The 17,981-nt window shown below is 66.6% G+C and carries 16 protein-coding genes; 5 read left to right on the top strand and 11 right to left on the bottom strand.

The features are described from left to right. Window positions 1-253 precede the first annotated feature (253 nt). From cyoD to cyoA, 4 genes are read right to left on the bottom strand one after another with little or no spacing between them, the layout of a single operon-like run. Complete coding sequence (cyoD, locus tag BAC01S_RS24160) at window positions 254-640, bottom strand: cytochrome o ubiquinol oxidase subunit IV (RefSeq protein ID WP_027797074.1); 387 nt, start codon at window positions 638-640, stop codon at window positions 254-256. Beyond that, a complete protein-coding gene (gene cyoC, locus BAC01S_RS24155; RefSeq protein WP_027797073.1) occupies window positions 637-1,245 on the bottom strand; it encodes a cytochrome o ubiquinol oxidase subunit III in 609 nt (202 codons plus the stop codon). The genes cyoD and cyoC overlap by 4 nt, the downstream gene beginning before the upstream one ends. Before the next feature lie 3 nt (window positions 1,246-1,248). Then, window positions 1,249-3,240 carry a cytochrome o ubiquinol oxidase subunit I gene (cyoB, locus tag BAC01S_RS24150; RefSeq protein ID WP_027797072.1) on the bottom strand — a complete coding sequence of 664 codons (1,992 nt, stop codon included), beginning with the start codon at window positions 3,238-3,240 and terminating at the stop codon, window positions 1,249-1,251. 7 nt (window positions 3,241-3,247) lie between these two features. After that, window positions 3,248-4,246, bottom strand: coding sequence for a ubiquinol oxidase subunit II (cyoA, locus tag BAC01S_RS32440; RefSeq protein WP_084168815.1), 999 nt, complete (start codon window positions 4,244-4,246; stop codon window positions 3,248-3,250). A gap of 190 nt (window positions 4,247-4,436) precedes the next feature. On the opposite strand from cyoA, the gene BAC01S_RS24140 reads away from it, so the two are divergent. Then, complete coding sequence (locus tag BAC01S_RS24140; protein WP_027797071.1) at window positions 4,437-5,837, top strand: aminotransferase-like domain-containing protein; 1,401 nt, start codon at window positions 4,437-4,439, stop codon at window positions 5,835-5,837. Window positions 5,838-5,930: 93 nt separating this feature from the next. Here BAC01S_RS24140 and BAC01S_RS24135 read toward each other — a convergent pair whose 3' ends face one another. Continuing rightward, window positions 5,931-6,890, bottom strand: coding sequence for a LysR family transcriptional regulator (locus tag BAC01S_RS24135; RefSeq protein ID WP_027797070.1), 960 nt, complete (start codon window positions 6,888-6,890; stop codon window positions 5,931-5,933). Between the two features lie 290 nt (window positions 6,891-7,180). Here BAC01S_RS24135 and BAC01S_RS24130 point away from each other — a divergent pair, with 290 nt between their 5' ends. Next, window positions 7,181-7,549, top strand: coding sequence for a hypothetical protein (locus BAC01S_RS24130; RefSeq protein WP_156954525.1), 369 nt, complete (start codon window positions 7,181-7,183; stop codon window positions 7,547-7,549). Between the two features lie 56 nt (window positions 7,550-7,605). On the opposite strand, the gene BAC01S_RS24125 is transcribed toward BAC01S_RS24130, so the two are convergent. Next, on the bottom strand, window positions 7,606-9,822 hold the full coding sequence (locus BAC01S_RS24125) for a TonB-dependent receptor (RefSeq protein ID WP_027797068.1): 2,217 nt from the start codon (window positions 9,820-9,822) through the stop codon (window positions 7,606-7,608). Between the two features lie 278 nt (window positions 9,823-10,100). Beyond that, window positions 10,101-11,357 carry a LysR family transcriptional regulator gene (locus BAC01S_RS24120; RefSeq protein WP_027797067.1) on the bottom strand — a complete coding sequence of 419 codons (1,257 nt, stop codon included), beginning with the start codon at window positions 11,355-11,357 and terminating at the stop codon, window positions 10,101-10,103. Window positions 11,358-11,915: 558 nt separating this feature from the next. On the opposite strand from BAC01S_RS24120, the gene BAC01S_RS24110 reads away from it, so the two are divergent. The 3 genes from BAC01S_RS24110 to BAC01S_RS24100 all read left to right on the top strand — a co-directional run bounded on the left by BAC01S_RS24110 (window position 11,916) and on the right by BAC01S_RS24100 (window position 13,546). Beyond that, window positions 11,916-12,758, top strand: coding sequence for a gallate dioxygenase (locus BAC01S_RS24110; protein WP_027797065.1), 843 nt, complete (start codon window positions 11,916-11,918; stop codon window positions 12,756-12,758). Beyond that, window positions 12,755-13,114, top strand: coding sequence for a protocatechuate 3,4-dioxygenase (locus BAC01S_RS24105; protein WP_027797064.1), 360 nt, complete (start codon window positions 12,755-12,757; stop codon window positions 13,112-13,114). Before BAC01S_RS24110 ends, BAC01S_RS24105 begins: the two co-directional genes overlap by 4 nt. Window positions 13,115-13,264: 150 nt before the next feature. After that, window positions 13,265-13,546 (top strand): antibiotic biosynthesis monooxygenase family protein, encoded by a 282-nt coding sequence (locus tag BAC01S_RS24100; RefSeq protein WP_407667954.1) that lies wholly within the window; start codon window positions 13,265-13,267, stop codon window positions 13,544-13,546. A 33-nt stretch (window positions 13,547-13,579) separates the two neighbouring features. On the opposite strand, the gene BAC01S_RS24095 is transcribed toward BAC01S_RS24100, so the two are convergent. The 4 genes from BAC01S_RS24095 to BAC01S_RS24080 all read right to left on the bottom strand — a co-directional run bounded on the left by BAC01S_RS24095 (window position 13,580) and on the right by BAC01S_RS24080 (window position 17,823). Beyond that, complete coding sequence (locus BAC01S_RS24095; RefSeq protein WP_245616666.1) at window positions 13,580-14,407, bottom strand: peptidoglycan DD-metalloendopeptidase family protein; 828 nt, start codon at window positions 14,405-14,407, stop codon at window positions 13,580-13,582. 309 nt (window positions 14,408-14,716) lie between these two features. Further along, window positions 14,717-15,871 carry a CmpA/NrtA family ABC transporter substrate-binding protein gene (locus BAC01S_RS24090; RefSeq protein WP_027797061.1) on the bottom strand — a complete coding sequence of 385 codons (1,155 nt, stop codon included), beginning with the start codon at window positions 15,869-15,871 and terminating at the stop codon, window positions 14,717-14,719. Window positions 15,872-15,881: 10 nt separating this feature from the next. Beyond that, entirely contained in the window at window positions 15,882-16,457 is a 576-nt protein-coding gene (locus BAC01S_RS24085) for an ANTAR domain-containing response regulator (RefSeq protein WP_027797060.1), read from the bottom strand. Window positions 16,458-16,641: 184 nt separating this feature from the next. Beyond that, window positions 16,642-17,823: a metallophosphoesterase family protein gene (locus BAC01S_RS24080; protein ID WP_027797059.1), complete on the bottom strand. Its 1,182-nt coding sequence runs from the start codon at window positions 17,821-17,823 to the stop codon at window positions 16,642-16,644. Between the last annotated feature and the right edge of the window lie 158 nt (window positions 17,824-17,981).

Below are 17,981 nucleotides of genomic sequence, written 5' to 3'. Positions count from 1 at the left end.
CGGTCCCGGCCTACCCTGGCCTGATGGAACCGGCACCGCGCTGACAAGCGGGAAGACGTAACTTCGACCAGGTGCGTGACGGACCTGTGACACGATTCGCCCACATCTCCAGCGATATATCGACAAGGTGGGCAATATCTTTACCCTGGGTGGTTCGAGGATTGCCTTGTCGCGAGATGTGGTGTGCGCGAGCGTTACCGGAAGGCCGGCAGGCCCGCCCACGGGGCAGGCCGCCGGCAAGACGCTGGCGCGCCTAGTCGTGCGCCATGGCGCGCTCGACGGTGAGATGCGTCGACATCATGTTGACGTTGGCGTTGTGCATGACCCACAGCGAAAGTCCGACGATCACTGCGATCAGAAACGCGGTGCACGCGAAGATGCCCGTGTTCGCGCGCTGGCTGCGCGCCGAGCCGATATGCAGAAAGCAGGCGAGCTGCACGACGAGCTGCGCGATGCACAGCGCGACGATGGCCGCAAGCCCCGCGCCGGGCGGCACGACATGAAACATGACCACTCCGAACGAGGCGAGCGTGAGCAGCAGCGAGAGGATGGCGCCCGCCATGTAGCCCTTGAGGCTGCCATGCGCCTGGTTCTGGTCGTGGCCCTGGCCGACCGGATGCGTGACGGGAGAGTGGCTCACAGCAGACCTCGCAGATAGACGAAAGTGAAAACGCAGATCCACACGAGATCCAGGAAGTGCCAGAAGAGGCTCAGGCAGGCGAGCCGGCGGCGGATCGTGCCGGTCAGGCCGAACTTCAGGGTCTGGTGCATCATGAGGGCGATCCACAGCAGGCCCACCGTGACGTGCAGGCCGTGCGTGCCGACCAGCGTGAAATACGCCGAGAGATACGCGCTCGTGCCGGGGCCGGCGTTTTCGGCCACGAGCTTCGCGAACTCGTTGACTTCCATGCCGATAAAACCCGCGCCGAACGCGAACGTCACCGCGAGCCACGCGATCACCGCCGCGCGCCGTTGCGCGTGGAGATTCAGCATCGCCATGCCGAACGTGACGCTGCTGGCAAGCAGCAGCAGCGTTTCGCCCAGCACGTAGGACGGCTCGAACAACTGTTTCGCGCCAGGACCGCCCGCCGTCGCGTTCGCGAGCACGCCGAAGGTGGCGAAGAGCGTCGCGAAGATGAGGCAGTCGCTCATCAGGTAGATCCAGAAGCCGAACGTGGTCTTCGGGGTGCTGTCGTGGTCATGGCCATGCGCATGACCGGAGTGATGGATTGCAGCGTGCGCCATAAGTTACGCAGCCTCCCTGATTTCCAGTTGCGCGAGTTGTTCGAAGCGCGCGTTCTCGATGCGCGCGATCTCGGCGGCGGGGACCCAGTAGTCCGTGTCCTCGTCGTAGGTGCGCAGAATGAAGGTGACGATCATGCCCGCGAGGCCGATGGCCGCGAAGACCCACATGTGCCACACGATCGCGAAGCCGAACAGCAGGCTGAACATGGCGATGATGAAGCCCGCGCCGGTGTTGCGCGGCATGTGGATGTCCTCGTAGGCAGTCGCTTCCACATACGCGCGGCCCGCCTCCTTGTTGTCCCAGTGCTGCTCCATCGAAGTGATCTTCGGCAGCACGGCGAAGTTGTAGAACGGCGCGGGCGAGGCGGTCGACCATTCGAGGCTGCGGCCGTTCCAGGGGTCGCCCGTGAGGTCGCGGTTGGCCTCGCGGTCCCGCACGCTCACCACGATCTGCACGATCATCGAGAGAATGCCGAGGCCGACGAACACCGCGCCCACGAGCGCCACGACGAGCCACGGATGCCATGCCGCTACGTCATAGTGGTTCATGCGCCGCGTCATGCCCTCGAAGCCGAGGATGTAGAGCGGCGTGAAGGCGAGCCAGTAGCCGACGAGCCAGCACCAGAACGAGACCTTGCCCCAGAACTCGTTGAGCGTGAAACCGAACACCTTCGGGAACCAGAAGCTGACGCCGGCAAGACAGCCGTACACCACGCCGCCGATGATCACGTTATGGAAGTGCGCAACGAGAAAGAGCGAGTTGTGCAGCACGAAGTCCGCGCCCGGCACGGCCAGCAGCACGCCGGTCATGCCGCCCACGGCGAACGTCACCATGAAGCCGATGGTCCACAGCGTCGCGCTGTGATAGCGGATACGGCCGCGATACATCGTGAAGAGCCAGTTGAAGAGCTTCACGCCGGTCGGGATCGAGATGATCGTGGTCATGATGCCGAAGAACGCGTTGACGTTCGCGCCCGATCCCATCGTGAAGAAGTGATGCAGCCACACGAAGAACGAGAGGATGCCGATCGAGGCCGTGGCATAGACCATCGACTTGTAGCCGAACAGCGGCTTGCCGGAAAATGTGGCGATGATCTCGGAGAACGCGCCGAATGCCGGCAGGATCAGGATGTACACCTCGGGATGGCCCCAGACCCAGATGAGGTTGATGTACATCATCGCGTTGCCGCCCAGCTCGTTCGTGAAGAAATGCATGCCGAGATAGCGGTCCATCGTGAGCAGCGCGAGCGTGCCGGTCAGCACGGGGAACACGGCGACGATCAGGATGTTGGTGATGAGCGCCGTCCACACGAACACCGGCATTTTCATGAGATCCATGCCGGGCGCGCGCATGCGCAGGATCGTCACGATGAAGTTGATGCCCGAGAGCGTGGTGCCGAGGCCGGAGAGCTGCAGCGACCATATGTAGTAGTCCACACCGACAGTCGGGCTATAGCCGAGCTCCGAGAGCGGCGGATAGGCAACCCAGCCCGTAGCCGCGAAGTCGCCCACGAACATCGAGACCATCACCAGCACCGCGCCCACCACGGAAAGCCAGTAGGAGAGCGAATTGACGAACGGATAGGCCACGTCGCGCGCGCCGATCTGCAGCGGCACGACCACGTTCATGAGCCCGAGAATGAGCGGCGTGGCCACGAAGAAGATCATGATGACGCCGTGCGCCGTGAAGATCTGGTCGTAGTGGTGCGGCGGCAGATAGCCGGCGGCGCCGTTGTACGCGATGGCCTGCTGGGCGCGCATCATGATGGCGTCGGCGAAGCCGCGCACCAGCATGACGATGGCGAGCACGATGTACATGGCGCCAATGCGCTTGTGATCGACCGAGGTGATCCATTCGCGCCACAGATAACCCCATTTCCCGGCGAGCGTGACGGCGGCGAGCAGGGCGAGTCCGAGCACCGCCACGACGGCGCCGGTGCCCATGATGATGGGCTCGTGCCAGGGAACGGCATCGAGCGTGAGTTTTCCGAACATGATGTGATTACTCCGCTGCCAGGGTGGTGCCGCGGCTCAGGGTGGGAGGAGGCGCGGCGCTGCCGCAGATGGGGTTGCCGTAGACGTCGCGCATGTACTTGTTGACCGCGCCTTCGAACAGGCCCGGCGCGACGCTCGAATAGAGCGTCACCGGGGCCTTCTCGCCGGGCTGCGCGAGCGTTTGGTAGGCCGAAAGGCTCAATGTCGCGTGCGAGGCTTTCGCGCGCGCGATCCACGCGTCGAAATCGGCGCGGCTCGTGGCGATGGTGTCGAAATGCATGTCGGAGAAGCCAGGGCCGCTGAACGCGGACGAGCGGCCCGCATACACGCCGGGCTGGTTCGCGATCAGATGCAGGTGCGTTTCCATGCCCGACATGGCGTAGATCTGGCTGCCCAGCTGCGGGATGAAGAACGAGTTCATCAGCGATTCCGCGGTCAGCCGGAACGAGACCGGCGTATCGACGGGAATCGCGAGCTGGTTCACGGAAGCGACGCCGTAGTCCGGGTAAATGAACAGCCACTTCCAGTTGAGCGCGACGACGTCCACGCGTATGGGTTGCTGCTGCGACTCGATCGGCCGGTACGGGTCGAGCGTATGCGTGGTGCGCCAGATCAGCCCGGCGAGCATCAGCACGATCACGCACGGAATCGACCAGACGACGATCTCGATCGCCGTGGAGTGCGCCCACTTCGGCGCGTAGGTCGCGCCCGTGTTCGACTCGCGATAGCGCCATGCGAACCACAGCGTGAGCACGATCACCGGGATCACGACCAGCAGCATGAGGCCGAGCGCGATCAGGATCAGGTTCTTTTCCTGCACGCCGACGTCGCCCTTGGGGTCGAGCAGCACCGCCTGGCAGCCGCCGAGCAGCGTGAGCGCGCCGGTGGCCGCAAGCGTGGCGGCGGCGCGCAATCGCGGGCGGATAGAACGCCCCAGGCGGGGAGGAGGAGGGGGAGGTGCGCCGGCTTCGGCGGCCGGTTCTCTTCGAATGTCGGGATTGCGCATGTCGGGTTCCGTGGTTGACGATCGCGCAAACCCATCCCTACGGGCCTGTGTAGTCTTGACGGGAGCGGCACAGGACGGCGCTTTCCGGTCAAAAGCCATACATGATCATATGTATGGATTTACGCGCTTCGTGTCCGCATGCTAGAGTAAGACATGATGCATACATCTGCGGCAAGATGACGCAAATCCAATGACGCGAAATCCTTCTTCCGGCGCTGCCAGGGGCGCTTCGCCGTGGGCAGCGGCGCTCGAGGCGGGCAGCGGTCCGCGCTATCTGCGGCTCGCCGACTTCGTCGAGCGCGCGGTGGCTAACGGCACGCTGGCGGCCGGCACGCGCATGCCGGCGCAGCGGGCGCTGGCGGCGCTGCTCGGCGTCGATCTCACCACCGTCACGCGCGGCTTCAACGAAGCGCGCCGGCGCGGGCTGATCGAGTCGCGCGGTCCGCTAGGCACCTTCGTCGCGCCTCCGCGCGCCGCGCAGTTGCAGCGCGTGGACCTGAGCATGAATATCCCGCCGGCGCCGCTCGGCATCGAGATGGCGGCGCTGCTGCGCGAAGGGCTCTCGCGGCTGCTGTTGCGCAGCGACGCCGATCTGCTCATGACCTACCACGTGGGCGGCGGAACCCTGCGCGATGGCGAGGCCGGCGCGCGCTGGCTCGAACCGGTGCTCGGCACGGTCGCGCCCGCGCAGGTCGCGGTCTGCCCCGGTGCGCAGGCGGCGCTGGCCGCGTTGATCCTCGCCTTCAGTGCGCCGGGCGAAGTCGTGCTGTGCGAATCGCTGGTCTATCCCGGGCTGCCGCATGCGGTGGCGCAACTGGGCCGGCGCCTCGAAACCGTGGCCGCCGACACAGACGGCATGCGGCCCGACGCACTGGAGGCGGCGTGCCGTACCCACGGCGCGCGCCTCGTATACCTCAATCCGACACTGCAGAATCCCACCGGCGCGACCATGCCCGAAGCGCGCCGCCGCGACATCCTGCGCGTGGCGGCGCGGCATGGTCTCCTGGTGGTCGAGGACGATCCGTACTGGCGTTTTGCGCCCGATGCGCCGCCCCCGCTCGCGAGGCTCGCCCCGGCCCAGGTCTGCTATCTGTCCACGCTTTCGAAGGTGCTGACGCCCGGCCTGCGCACCGCCTTCCTCGTCTTGCCCGACGCCACTGCTCATGCGCGCTTTCTGGCGGCGCTGCGTTCGTTTTCGCTGATGGCGGCGCCGCTCACGTACGCGCTGGCCATCCAGTGGATCGACGACGGCACGGCCGCACGGATTTTCGAGGGTGTGCGCGCCGAAGCGCACGAGCGCCAGCGCGTTGCCGTTCAGGCCCTGGGCGCGCCGGCGGGCGCGGGCATCCATCTCTGGTACGTCCTGCCGCGCCATTGGTCGGCGCGCGATCTGGCCGCGGCGGCCGGTACGGAAGGCCTCGCGGTTGCGCCGTCCACCGCGTTCGCGGCCGACGGGCGACAGGACGTGACGAGCGCGATCCGCATCTCGCTGGGCGCGGCGGCGGACCGCGTGCACTTGCACTCGGCATTGCGGCGACTCTCCGCGCTGCTCGCCAACGATCGCTTCGCGCAGACGCAGGTGATCGTATAGCGCTCCGCAGACTGCCGTATCGTCTGCATTCCTGATGATTATCCCGAGCCGGGCGCAGCGCCGCGAGCGGCACTGCGTCGATCGTCCTGCGGCCTAGATTTTCGGCTTGCTGCGCGAACCCCGCGGGCTGCCGCGGCGCCGTGCCGCACCGCGGTCCCACGGGGGTTCGTCGCCGAACGCCGCCGCGAGAAAATCGAGGAAGCGGCGGACCTTGAGCGGCATGTGGCGCGCGCTCGGATAGACGGCCTGGATCGCGAGCTCCGCCGTATCGTATTCCGGCAGCAGTTCGACGAGCTGACCGAGTGCGATCTGCTCGCCGAAGACGAAGGTCGGCCCATAGGCGACGCCGGCTCCGGCAAGCGCGGCGGCGAGCAGCAGTTGGGTATTGTTGGCGGCCAGCCGGCACGGGCCGTCGATAACGTGACGACGACCGTCTGCATCGGCGAGTGTCCAGTCGTCGTCCGAAACCGCCTCGCTGAACGTGAGCCGTGCGGCTTGCCGCAGGTCGTCGGGGGCGCGGGGCGTGCCGTGGCGCCTCAGATAGGCGGGAGACGCACAGATCACCATGCGGCATGGCGCGAGCCGCCGTGCGACGAGCCCGGAGTCCGGCAAGCGGCCGATTCGTATGGCCATGTCCACGCCGGCTTCGAGCAGGTCGACATAGCGGTCGTTCAGCGACATCTCGATGTTGACCTGCGGATGCGCCTCCAGATACTGCGCGACCACCTCGCCAAGATGCATTGCCCCAAACGTGACCGGCGCGGCAATTCTCAGAACGCCATGGGCCGATCCGCTGGCATCCGTGACTTCGCGATTGGCTTCGTCGTAGGCTTCGAGAATCCGCTTGCACCGCTCGTAATAGACCTCGCCGATATCGGTGAGGGTCAGGCGGCGCGTGGTGCGCTGGAGCAGCCTCGCATTCAGCTCGGTTTCAATCGCGCTGACGTATTTGCCGGCCATTGCCGCGGATAATCCATAGTGCCGCGCGGCCGCCGCAAAACTGCCGCTATTGACCGCGGCGACGAACACTCTAATGCCAGTCAGCCGGTCCATGAAATCCTCGATTCGAAACGCCGATTATCAGGTGGGCAATGCGCTCGTCATTATTGACGAGCTACGCCAAGGTTAGCCAAAGCTTTAATTTCTGTTACAAAATAATCAGTTGGCTGGGCAATGAGGCCGAATGTATTCTTGCGACTTGAGATTTTCTTTTCGAATTGAATCTTTCGTGCGATGCGAAACGGCTCATCCGGAAATGATTCATTTTGACTAAGGCACCGTTCGCCGTATGCGCGCCGGTTATGCCTTTTATGGTTGACGTCCGAAGGGTTGAGGAGATTTTCATGATAATTCGTAGACCTATATTATTTTTCGCTTCCGTCGTGACGTTTGCCGTCGCGGGCATCGCGCATGCGCAGGACCAGGATCAGACGCTAAAGCTCGCAAAGCTGGGCGTGCAGTTTGCCGCGAACAACGCGCGCGTGGCTGCGGAAGTCTGCGGTGTCGATGCTTCGACCGTATCGAACTACAAGGACACCGCGAGCCGGAAATTCGTCCAGGATCCCGATTTCGCGAAAGACTGGGATGCGGGGTGGAAGAACGCCGCGCAGACCGTCAATGGCCTGCAGCAGATGAAGGCGAGCAACCCGCAGGAATACGATCAGCAGAAAGGGGCGATCTGCAGCGATATGCGGCGAGAGATGAAGTCGTAAGCGGCGGGTCCGGCTGCGGTCCCGGTGCTGGCGAGCGGCGCCGGGTTCCCGCCGCGTCAGAAGTCCGTCGTCATCGAGAACAGCACCGTGCGCGGTTCGCCCTGCGTCAGATATCCGCCGATGGTCGAAGCCCAGTAAGCCTTGTTCGTCACGTTGAGCACGTTCGCGCGGAACGTGGTGGGCCGGCCGAACACGGTGGTCGCATAACGCGCGCCGAGGTCGACCGTGTCCCACGCCTGGATCGACAGGGTGTTGGCTGCATCCAGATACTGCGGGCCGGTATGCGTCCAGCGCGCGCTGAGCGTGAGGCCCTGGAGCCACGGCACGTCGTATTCGGCGCCCAGGTTCAGCAGGAACGACGGCACGCCCACCGGACGGTTGCCGTTCGTCGCACCGTTTTCCGTGTCGAGCTGCACGGCGTCGATATAGGTTGCGCCCGCAATCACGCGCACGCCCCTGAACGGCTCGCCGAACACGGACGCTTCGAGGCCGCGGTGGCGCTCGGTGCCGTTCGCGGCAAAGTAGCCGTCACTATTCGTGTAGGTCTGCGGCTTTTCGAGCTGGAACGCCGCGAACGAAGCGCCGTAGCGGCCGGTGTCGTACTTGATGCCCACTTCGTACTGCTTCGTGCGCTCGGGCGCGAGCAGCGCACCGTAGTTCTTCGAGCCCAGCGGCGCCTGGTCGCCGGCCGCGAGCGATTCGGCGCGGTTCGCGTAGATCGATACGTTCTGCCAGGGTTTGACGACGAGGCCGAAGAGCGGTGTCGTGATGCCGTCGTTATAGGCTTCGGTCTGTTCGAGCGTGGACGACGAATACGCGTTCGAGACGATTTCCTGATGGCGCACGCCCACCGTGAACAGCACGCGGTCGTTGAGGAAGCCGAGCGTGTCGGAAGCGGCGACGCTGCGCATGAGCGTGAGCGCGGTGGTGGGCGGGTTGCCGTCCATGCCCGCGGACAAGGTCGTGGCGGGGTACGGAACCTGCACGGTGTTGTAGAGGCTCGCGGGGAACGAGCCGCTCAGCGTCCATCCCGACTGCGTTTCCACACGCGTGATCGAGGCGCTCGCGGTGACGAAGTGGCTCACCGGGCCGGTGTCGAAGCGGCCGCGCACACCGGCTTCGGCGGAGTCGGCGTCGTCCTTGCGCGGCACGCCCAGGCGCGAGCCCGTCGTGGTCGTCGGGTCGGTGTAGTACGGCGAGTAGTACTCACCATGCTCGTTGGTGTGGCGCGTGCCGCCCGTCACGTAGGCGGTCCAGCCCGGCAGGAAGTCGTACTCGGCCTTCAGGATGCCTACCGTGTCTTCCGCCGAGCTGTATTCCCAGGTCTGGCCGTAGTTGTAGCTGGCCGAAGGCACGGGGGGAATCGCGTCGCCGCTCACGAAGACCACCGGGCGGCCGTCCGTGACGGTTTGGCGCTGGTAGAGAAAGTCGCCTTCGAGCCGCAGCTTCTCGCCGCGCCAGTCGAGCGTAACGGCCGTCTGGTCGCTGCGGCGGTGTTCGCCGTCGATGCTCGTTTCGCCGTCGTGGTTCGACTGGTTCACGCGAATGCCGAACTGGTCCTCGCTGCCGAAGCGGCGGCCAACGTCGATGTGTTCGCCGAACTCGCCCGAGCCGGTGCCTTCGAAGGTGACGCGGGTGAGCGGCGGGTCGTCGGCGCGCTTGAGCTGCAGATTGACGCTGCCGCCGATCGCCGATCCGTTCGGCGACGCACCGTTCAGAAACGCGCTCGCGCCCTTGAAGACGTCCACGCGTTCGAGCGCGTCGGTCATCACGAGCTGGCGCGGCGTGATGCCGTAGAGGCCGTTGAGCGAAACGTCGTCGCTATCGAGCTCGAAGCCGCGGATCACGTAGACCTGCTGGAAGTTGCCGTAGCCGTAGGCGGAGCGCACGGCAGGATCGTTGGCCAGCACGTCCGCGACGGTGCGGGTCTGTTGGTCCTCCATGAGCTTCGACGTGTAGGTCGTCATGCTGAAGGGCATGTCGATGTTCTTTTGCTGGCCGAGCACGCCGTAGTCGGCGCCGCGTGCCACCTGGCCGCCGGCGTAGGTGGGTGCGAGATCGCCGGGCAGGGTGTCTTTCCGCGCCTGGATTTTCACGCTCGGCAAGGTGCCGTTCGTGTTCGCATTGGTGCTTGTGCCGTCGCCGGTCTGCGCGGCCTGCGCATGCGCGGCGGCGGGGCAGCCGAAAGCAATGGCAATGGCAGCCACGATGGCGCAGCGGCTGGAGGAACGGGGCGGGGCAAGGAGAGGCGCGATCGGGCGGGCAACGGACATGGACGGGTGACGGGCGAGTGGTTGGCCGCCGCCCTGCGATGCCGGGGGAATCCGGGCGGCGTGTTATCGGGCGGGGCAGGCCGTTTCGCACCGGGCGCGTGGCTGGCGCGCCGTGGATACGAAGCAGGCATGCAAACCGCATACGCATGGCCGCGAATTGTATGGCAAATGATAATGATTTGCATTTAAAATATTGGCGTGGACGTGGGTATTCGGCGTTTACACAACACCGCGTTGCTTTCGATCTGGTTGTGTGAACAACGAAGACGCGGGCAGGACTACGCGCGCAGCCCTTCGACCACCCGCACGTCCGGGGCGAGGTCCGCCACCGTGAGCCGGACCGCATCGATCAGCGCGCGCGCGGCCGGGGAGGGCGCGCTTTCGGCCCGCAGTGTGAGGCCGATGTCGCGCCGCGTGTTGTGGAGCGGCAGATCGAGCGCCACGATCAGACCCGCCTGGCACTCGTAGTAGAGCTGCTGCGCGGAGAGCGCCGCCACCATGTCGGTGCCGAGCAGGAGGCCGCGGATGACGGCGAGGTCGGCGGTTTCGACGGCCGGCGCCGGCGGCTTGAGCTTGAGCCGCCTGAACTGCGCCTCGAACAACAGGCGCGCGGGCGAATGGATGCGCGGGACGATCCATTGCGCGTTGCGCAGGTCGCCGACGCCGAGGTCTTTCGCGCGCGCAAGCGGATGATCGCGCCGGGCGAACACCACCATGTTCTCCGACATCAGCCGCTCGTTCGCAAGACCGCTGGCGGCGTCGTTCTCGCGCAGCGCGCCGAGGATGAAATCGATATCGCCCGCGCGCAGCCCGGCCACCAGCAGATCCCACGCGCTTTCGTCCGTGACGACGCGCACGCCGGGATGGCGCGCGTTCAGGCGCGCGATCGCCGCGGGCAGGATCAGCGTGCGCCCGAGCGGCAGGGCGCCCACCGTCACCGCGCCCTGAATATTGCCGTGCAGGGCGGCGATATCGTCGGGAACGTGGCGCAGCTCGTTCAGCGCGCGCCGCACGTGCAGCAGGAAGGTTTCGCCTTCGGCGGTGAGCAGCACGCCGCGCGGGCCGCGATGAAAGAGCGTGACGCCCGAGCCGCTTTCCAGCACGCGCATGGCGCTGCTCACGGCGGGCTGGCTGATGCTGAATGCGCTGGCTGTGCTCGGCATGTGCCGGTGCCGCGCGAGCGCGACGAAGAGCTGCAGCCGCCGCGTATTGAGCAGCCAGGCGGGCAGCGCGCCTTCGGGCAGCGCGCGGCGCCGCGCCTGCCGCGACGAACACCAGTGCGCGAGTTCTTCGAGCTCGCCGAAGATGCGCGCGCAGCGCTCGAGCACCACACGCCCGACCGCGGTGGGCAGCATGCCCGAAGGCTTGCGCTCGAAGAGCGGCTCGCCGAGCGCGGTCTCCAGTTCCTGCACGGAACGCGTCACGGCAGATTGCGCGCGATACAGGGCGGCGGCGGCGCGTGTGGCGCTGCCGGTGTCGGCCACGAGGCGAAAGGCGCGCAGTTGCGCGAGATTCAGGAGTTCGGGCTGGCTCACGTTCGAATCGATAGGGACGACGGGTCGTGCATGCCGGGCGCGGCGTTCACGGCATGATTGTGCGCGGCTTCCTCGATTGGCGTCCGGAATCCGGCATTCATCGCCGCCTGGCGCGCCGGGGCGCGTTGCTTGCGTTCGATGCCGTCGCGGCGGCCTGTGGCATTGCACCGTGCCGCTGGTTTATCGAGGCGCAGCGGAGTCTCGCGCGAACGCGCCGCGGCCGCAATAGCCCGGGGTTTGCGAGTTGATTCTTTGGCGATCTGTTTTATTTATCGCTGAGTGCGGCGGCACGCCGGGTGCCGCGCCGGGCGGGTCTGGTTTCGGGATATCGAAATTCCTTGGGGCATACGGGTCTGCGGCCGGCCAGGCGGCGCGCAGCGATGCGAAAACCTCGTGAAAGAGGCGGCACATATCCGGACCCGGAGGTTAACCCTCGCTTATTGCACGAACCGCTATTGTGTAATTTCATATTCCGATCGAGCGGCTGCCGCGTACTGCAAGCATGCGGCAGCCGCGGTGGAATCTGGCGTAAATCTGGCGTTGAGCGAGGGCATCGACATGGCAAGGATAGTGGGCGGCATCGGCACTTCGCACGTGCCGACGATCGGACTGGCCTATGACAAGGGCAAGCAGAACGAGCCCGCGTGGGCGCCGCTCTTCAAAGGGTACGAGCCGGTGGCCGAATGGCTCGCGGCGCGCAAGCCCGATGCGCTCGTGATGATCTATAACGATCACGCCAACAGCTTTTTCTTCGACTGCTATCCCACCTTTGCGCTGGGCGTTTCCGCGCGGCACGAGTTCGCCGACGAAGGCGCGGGCAAGCGGCCGCTGCCCGATATCGCGGGACACTCCGATCTCGCGATCCATATCGCCGAACAGCTCGTGAACGACGAGTTCGACCTCACGATCTTCCAGGACAAGCCGCTCGACCATGGCTGCAACTCGCCGCTTTCGCTCATGCTGCCGCATGAGGGCGGCTGGCCCGCGGCGCTCGTGCCGCTTCAGGTGAACGTGCTGCAATATCCGTTGCCGACGGCGCGGCGCTGCTACCGGCTAGGCCAGGCGCTGCGCCGCGCGATCGAATCGTTCGACGCAGACCTCGACATTGTGGTGGTGGGCACGGGCGGGCTTTCGCACCAGGTGCACGGCGAGCGCAGCGGCTTCAACAACACCGGCTGGGACATGGAGTTTCTCGACCTGATCGTGAACGATCCCGAGCGGCTCGCCGCCATGAAGCACGTGGACTATGTTCGCCTGGGCGGCGCGGAGAGCGTGGAGACGATCATGTGGCTCGCCATGCGCGGCGCGCTCGGGCCGACGATACGCGAGGTGCATCGCAACTACTACCTCGCGACGAGCACCGCGATGGCCGTGACGGTGTACGAAGAGGTGGCGCAATGAATCCGCAGCTGGCGGGCATCGAGGAACTGACGGGCACCTATCCGTTCGACATTCGCCAGAGCGTGAAGGCGATGCGCCTGAACCGCTTCTTCTGGCAGATGCGCGAGCCGGCCGCGCGCGAGCTGTGGCTCGCCAACCGCCAGGCGGCCTACGACGCGGCCGCGTTGACCGAAGAAGAGCGCGCGCTGGTGGACAGCACCGACTGGCTCGGGCTCGTGCGCTACGGCGTGTGCTTCTTCGTGCTGGAGAAGTTCGCGCGCGTGGTGAAGATCACGAATCTCGGCATGTACGCGAGCATGCGCGGCGAAACGCTCGAAGCGTTTCTCAAGACCCGCCAGGTGCCCGAGGCCGTTTGACGGGCCGGGTGCGAGGGTCGCCGGACGAACGCGAAAATCTCTCCGTGCTAACGTTGCGGCTGGCCGCTTCGCCGCGCGTCGTTTGCGGGCGCAACGAAGCGGGTCATGCAACGCAGTTCCGAATCAGGAGAGGGTCTCGTGGTCTACGAAATGGCGCACATCGTCGTGCAGCAGGGCAAGAAAGCAGAATTCGAAGCAGGTGTGGCGCAAGCGCTGCCGCTCTTTCATCGCGCACGCGGCTGCCGCGGCGTCGAACTGCAACGTTCGATCGAAGAGCCGAACCAGTATGTCCTCGTCGTGCAGTGGGATACGGTCGAGGACCACATGGTGCACTTCCGCGAGTCGGCGGACTTCCAGGTGTGGCGCCAGCTCGTTGGCCCGTACTTCGAGAAGCCGCCGGTGGTGGGGCACACGCAGGTTGTCGTGAAGTAAGCACGCGCGTCGCCCGCGGTAAGCCCCTCCGGCTTATTGCGGCGGCAGATAGCGCAGCGGATCGATGGGCTTGCCGTCGCGCCGCAGTTCGAAGTGCAGCATCACGTGATCCGAGTCGGTGCTGCCCATGTCGGCGATCACCTGGCCCTTGCTCACGGTGTCGCCCTCCTTCACCTTGAGGTCGCGGTTGTGCGCGTAGGCCGTGAGGTAGGTCGCGTTGCTCTTCACGATCACGAGGTTGCCGTAGCCGCGCAGCCCATTGCCCGCATAGACGACGCGCCCGCCGGTCGCCGCCCGCACGGGCTCGCCGGCGGTGCCGCCGATGTCGATGCCCTTGTTGGTCGAGTCGTTGAAGCGGCCGAGCAGCGGCCCGCGCACGGGCCAGGCGAGCGCGAGGCTGCCGGCGTCGGGTGCCGGCGCGCTGTCGTCAGCCGCGGCGACGGCGGGGGCCACGGCAGGCGCCGGCGCCGGGCCGGCCGATACTGTGGCCGGCGCGGGCGCGGCCGCCATCGCACCGCCCTCGCCTGGCGGAACCACGCGCAGCACCTGGTCCACTTCGATATGGTTCGGATCCGGCAGGTTGTTCCATGCGATCAGATCGCGGCCGCTGCGGCCGTTCGACCGCGCGATGGAATACAGCGTGTCGCCGGGCCGCACGCGGTAGTAGCCGGGCGGCGGCGGGCCGAGCGGGACCGGCGCGGCGGCAACGGGGGCGAGCGGTCCCGGGGCCGCCATGGCGGCTTGCGCGTTGGGGTTCGTGCCGGCGGACATGTCGACGACAGGCGCCGGGTCGAGCCGCGTGGCGCAGGCCGACAGCAGGCAAAGCGCGGCGGCGCAGAGGCCGCGTTGGGTCATGGTCATTCGGAGGCCCGGAAAATGTGCTCGCATCGCTTGATACCTGGTTCTTTCAGTTGCTTGACGCCCCGGGCGCGCCGTGCGGCGCGCCCGCGTTCTGGACTGTCAACGATTTGCCGGGGGCGATGGTTGACCGCGCGCGTGCGCGCCGCTCAGGGCGGCACGGGTTTTTGACGCGCCTGGGAGTGCCGGGGGGCTCTTTCGACGCGCCGCGCGGAGGATTCGCCGCCGTGGCGGCATGCATGATAGCCCGAGAGGCAGGGTCTCAGGCAGACGCGGCGGCTTGTTTTCTTGCGCGCGGCGCGTGCGGGCGGCTCAGGCGCGGACCGTGAAGCCTTCCACGTAGGCGCGGGGATCGGCGGCGTTCCAGCCGCGTCCGTCGATCAACACCGGCGGCGCGCCTTCTTCCGGCAGCCGTTGCAGCAGGCCTTGCGCGGCCTCGCGAAAGAGCCCGGTCTGATTCAGCGCCTGTGCGATCTCGCGATAGTCGTCGCGCCGCGCGAGCATGCCCCAGCGTTCGAATTGCGTGAGGAACCACACGCCTTCCGAAGCGTGCGGGGGGTTCACGACACCGTCATCGAAGAAGCGCACCGGGGGGGCGCCGTGCGTGCCTGCACTGTCCAGCCGCGAGGCGATCAGCGCGGCATCGACGCCCACGAACTCGGGCCGCGCGAGCCACTGTGCGATGTCGTGCCGGTGCCCCGCGCCGTCGAGCCAGCGGCAGGCCTCCAGCATCGTGCGCACGAGCGCGCGGGCGGTGCGCGGGTACGCCTGCACGAAATCGCGCCGGCAGGCGAGCACCTTCTCCGGATGATCCGGCCAGATCTCGCCGCTATATGCGACGGTGCGGCCCACCCCGCGCTGCTGCGCGAGCGCGTTCCAGGGCTCGCCGACGCACAGCCCGTCGAGGCGTTCTTCGGCGAGCGCCGCGACCATCTGCGGCGGCGCGATCGCGACGCTTTGCACGTCGCGCAGCGGATGCACGCCCTGCGCGGCGAGCCAGTAGTAAAGCCACATCGCATGGGTGCCGGTGGGAAAGGTGTGCGCGAACACGGCCTTTCTCCCGAGGGCGGCGAGCGCGCTCGGCAGCGTGCCGTGTGCGTCGAGCGCGTCGGCGAGGCGGTTCGAGAGCGTGATGGCCTGGCCGTTGCGCGCGAGCACCATGAGCAGCGCCATGTCGGTCTGCGGCCCTCCCAGGCCGAGCTGCACGCCGTAGACGAGGCCGTAGAGCGCATGGGCGGCGTCGAGCTCGCCGGCGAGCAGCTTGTCGCGCAGCGCGGCCCACGAGGGCTGGCGCGAGAGCTCCAGCGTGAGGCCATGCGCGTGGCCGAATTCGAGCAGCTTGGCGGCGACGAGCGGCGCCGCGTCGGAGAGCGGCACGAAGCCGATCTTGAGATGGGTCTTTTCGGGAGGCCGGCGATCCGCAGGGGCGCCCAGTTCGGCGGATGCGGGAAGCGTGGTCGGGTTCATGGGCATCGCCTCATTCTTTTGCGCCGGCCGTCTCGACGATCTGGCGTGCGGCCTCGGCGAGCTTCACGCTCTGGTTCATGGCGCGTTTGCGCAGCGCGGCGTAGGCGGCGGGCTCGCTCAGCTTCTGCTGCTCCATCAGGGCGCGCTTCGCGCGGTCGATCAGCTTGCGCTCGGCGAGTTCGGTTTCGGCCTGCGTCAGGCGCTCGCGCAACGCCGTTTCCTGCGCGAAGCGCGCGAGCGCCACTTCGAGTATGGGGGCGAGCCGCTCGCTGGCGAGCCCTTCCACGAGATAGGCCGTCACGCCCGCCTGCACGGCGGCGCGGATGAGCCGCTGGTTCGCGTCGTTGCTGAACATCAGCACGGGGCGCGGCGCGGTGGCGTTCATCACGGCGAGTTGTTCGAGCGTGTCGCGCGAGGGCGATTCGGTGTCGACGATGATGACGTCGGGGCGCGCGCGCTCGACCACGCGGTGCAGATCCTGCGGCGTGGCCGGATCGGGCAGCATGGCGTAGCCGAGCCGCGCGAGGGCGTCGCGCAGATCGCCGATGGGCTTCTCAGTGTCGGTGACGAGCAGGACGCGCAGCATGCGGCCTGAAAAGCAAGCGCTATGCCAGCGTGCGGCAGGCCCTGTTGCGATGCGTTCCGGGAAGACCCGCGAGCCGGCTGGTGCACCGCAGCAGTGCGACGTGCGCGGGGCCGCACCCGACTGGCGCAGCGGGCGCACGCGAAGGCGGCGCGGTGAAAACCCGCGACGCCTCCGCCCGCCGCGCCTATAGCTTGTTCGGCACCCAGCGCCGGTTCCTGATGTCGTACTCCCAGTGATCGAACAGCTGCGAACCCTTCGTGCGCGGCTCCTGCGGACGCGGCACCTCGTAGTAGCGCCCGGTGACCAGCGTCTTCGTCACGTCCATGCGCAGGAAGCCGTGGTGGTCGTCGGAGTAGGTTTCGAGCGTGACGGTCTCGCCGTCGCCGGCGTCGAAGTTCACTGGCGCGACCATCTTCTCGCCGTCCACCTTCATGATCGAATGCAGGTTGTGATAGCCGCCCGCGCCCGTCACGAGCTGCGGAATGAGGCCGACCTCGGGGTGCATGCTCGAAATGCGCTGATAGTTATGGACATGGCCCGTGAAGATCATGTCGGGGTAGCGGCCGGCGGTCTTGCTCGCGTCCTGTAGCACCTTGCGCATGCGCGAGCTGCCGGAATGGTAGTCGTCGGCGGAGTAGAGCGGGTGATGCAGCGCCACGAAGAGCGGCAGGTCCTTCGGCAGTGTGCGCAGCTCTTCCACGAGCCAGTCGGTTTGCGGTTCGACGATCTCGCCGCCCTCGGGCACGTTGCTGTAGAGGCCGACGATCGAGCACAGCGGCGTGAGCAGCGTCCAGTAGCAGTTCGGCTGGATCATGGCCGTGCGGAACGAGCCCATCGACTCCGGCGTTTTCGTGCCGGGCTTGCTCGCGCAGAAGTTGCGCATGAAGCCGTCGAGCGTCTGGTCGGTCGCCAGGTTCTCGCCGTCGTGGTTGCCCGGCACCGCGAACACGGGGCGATGGTAGAGCTCGTAGGGCTCGTAGAACTGCGCGTAGTACTGGCTGATCTGCCCGTTGAAATAGACGCAGTCGCCGGTGATGTAGAGGAAGTCCGGCAGCGAGCCGTCCTTTGCCGCCTTCGTCAGATCGGTCTCCATGCCCGCGGCCACGAGCTCCTGCGGAACCGCATAGCCAATGCCGCCCATGTCGCCGTTCAGGTGGAACACGAGACGCTGGCGTTTCACGATGGCGTCGTAGTCGGCCTTGCTGATGATGTCTTTCAGGTCGAGCCGGAACGGCGCCTTGCCGGTAGGCGGCGGGAGGTCGCGGAAGTGCGTGTCGCGCGGCGGATCGCGATGGATGGCGTAGCCGGAATGCGACGGTTTCATGCGGCCGAACGTATGGCCGTGCGAACCCTTGGAAACGGTCATGGCGGTGTGCTCCTTGTGTGCCTTGCTGCCTCATGGGGAATGAATGGCCAGGGGCGCAGCCGGGGCCGCTGCACGGCGCCGGCGCGTGCAGCATTAGTTTGGTTTCCTCGGACTAAAGTTTCGTGTCAGTTCTGTTACGGTGGCCGGGGCGCCATGAC

The organism is Paraburkholderia acidipaludis NBRC 101816, assembly GCF_000684975.1.
Lineage (GTDB): Bacteria > Pseudomonadota > Gammaproteobacteria > Burkholderiales > Burkholderiaceae > Paraburkholderia > Paraburkholderia acidipaludis.
The sequence above is the reverse complement of the archived record's forward strand: the minus strand, read 5'-3'. Positions and strand labels throughout refer to the sequence as shown.

Excerpts from the sequence above, each read along its gene's own strand:
- BAC01S_RS24085 (WP_027797060.1), bottom strand. The coding sequence starts at position 16,457 with ATGCTGCGCGTCCTGCTCGTCACCGACACTGAGAAGCCCATCGGCGAT.
- BAC01S_RS24135 (WP_027797070.1), bottom strand. The coding sequence starts at position 6,890 with ATGGACCGGCTGACTGGCATTAGAGTGTTCGTCGCCGCGGTCAATAGC.
- BAC01S_RS24140 (WP_027797071.1), top strand. The coding sequence starts at position 4,437 with ATGACGCGAAATCCTTCTTCCGGCGCTGCCAGGGGCGCTTCGCCGTGG.
- BAC01S_RS24080 (WP_027797059.1), bottom strand. The coding sequence starts at position 17,823 with ATGACCGTTTCCAAGGGTTCGCACGGCCATACGTTCGGCCGCATGAAA.
- BAC01S_RS24090 (WP_027797061.1), bottom strand. The coding sequence starts at position 15,871 with ATGAACCCGACCACGCTTCCCGCATCCGCCGAACTGGGCGCCCCTGCG.
- cyoC (WP_027797073.1), bottom strand. The coding sequence starts at position 1,245 with ATGGCGCACGCTGCAATCCATCACTCCGGTCATGCGCATGGCCATGAC.
- cyoB (WP_027797072.1), bottom strand. The coding sequence starts at position 3,240 with ATGTTCGGAAAACTCACGCTCGATGCCGTTCCCTGGCACGAGCCCATC.
- BAC01S_RS24110 (WP_027797065.1), top strand. The coding sequence starts at position 11,916 with ATGGCAAGGATAGTGGGCGGCATCGGCACTTCGCACGTGCCGACGATC.
- BAC01S_RS24130 (WP_156954525.1), top strand. The coding sequence starts at position 7,181 with ATGATAATTCGTAGACCTATATTATTTTTCGCTTCCGTCGTGACGTTT.
- BAC01S_RS24125 (WP_027797068.1), bottom strand. The coding sequence starts at position 9,822 with ATGTCCGTTGCCCGCCCGATCGCGCCTCTCCTTGCCCCGCCCCGTTCC.
- BAC01S_RS24105 (WP_027797064.1), top strand. The coding sequence starts at position 12,755 with ATGAATCCGCAGCTGGCGGGCATCGAGGAACTGACGGGCACCTATCCG.
- BAC01S_RS24100 (WP_407667954.1), top strand. The coding sequence starts at position 13,265 with ATGGCGCACATCGTCGTGCAGCAGGGCAAGAAAGCAGAATTCGAAGCA.
- BAC01S_RS24095 (WP_245616666.1), bottom strand. The coding sequence starts at position 14,407 with ATGACCATGACCCAACGCGGCCTCTGCGCCGCCGCGCTTTGCCTGCTG.
- cyoA (WP_084168815.1), bottom strand. The coding sequence starts at position 4,246 with ATGCGCAATCCCGACATTCGAAGAGAACCGGCCGCCGAAGCCGGCGCA.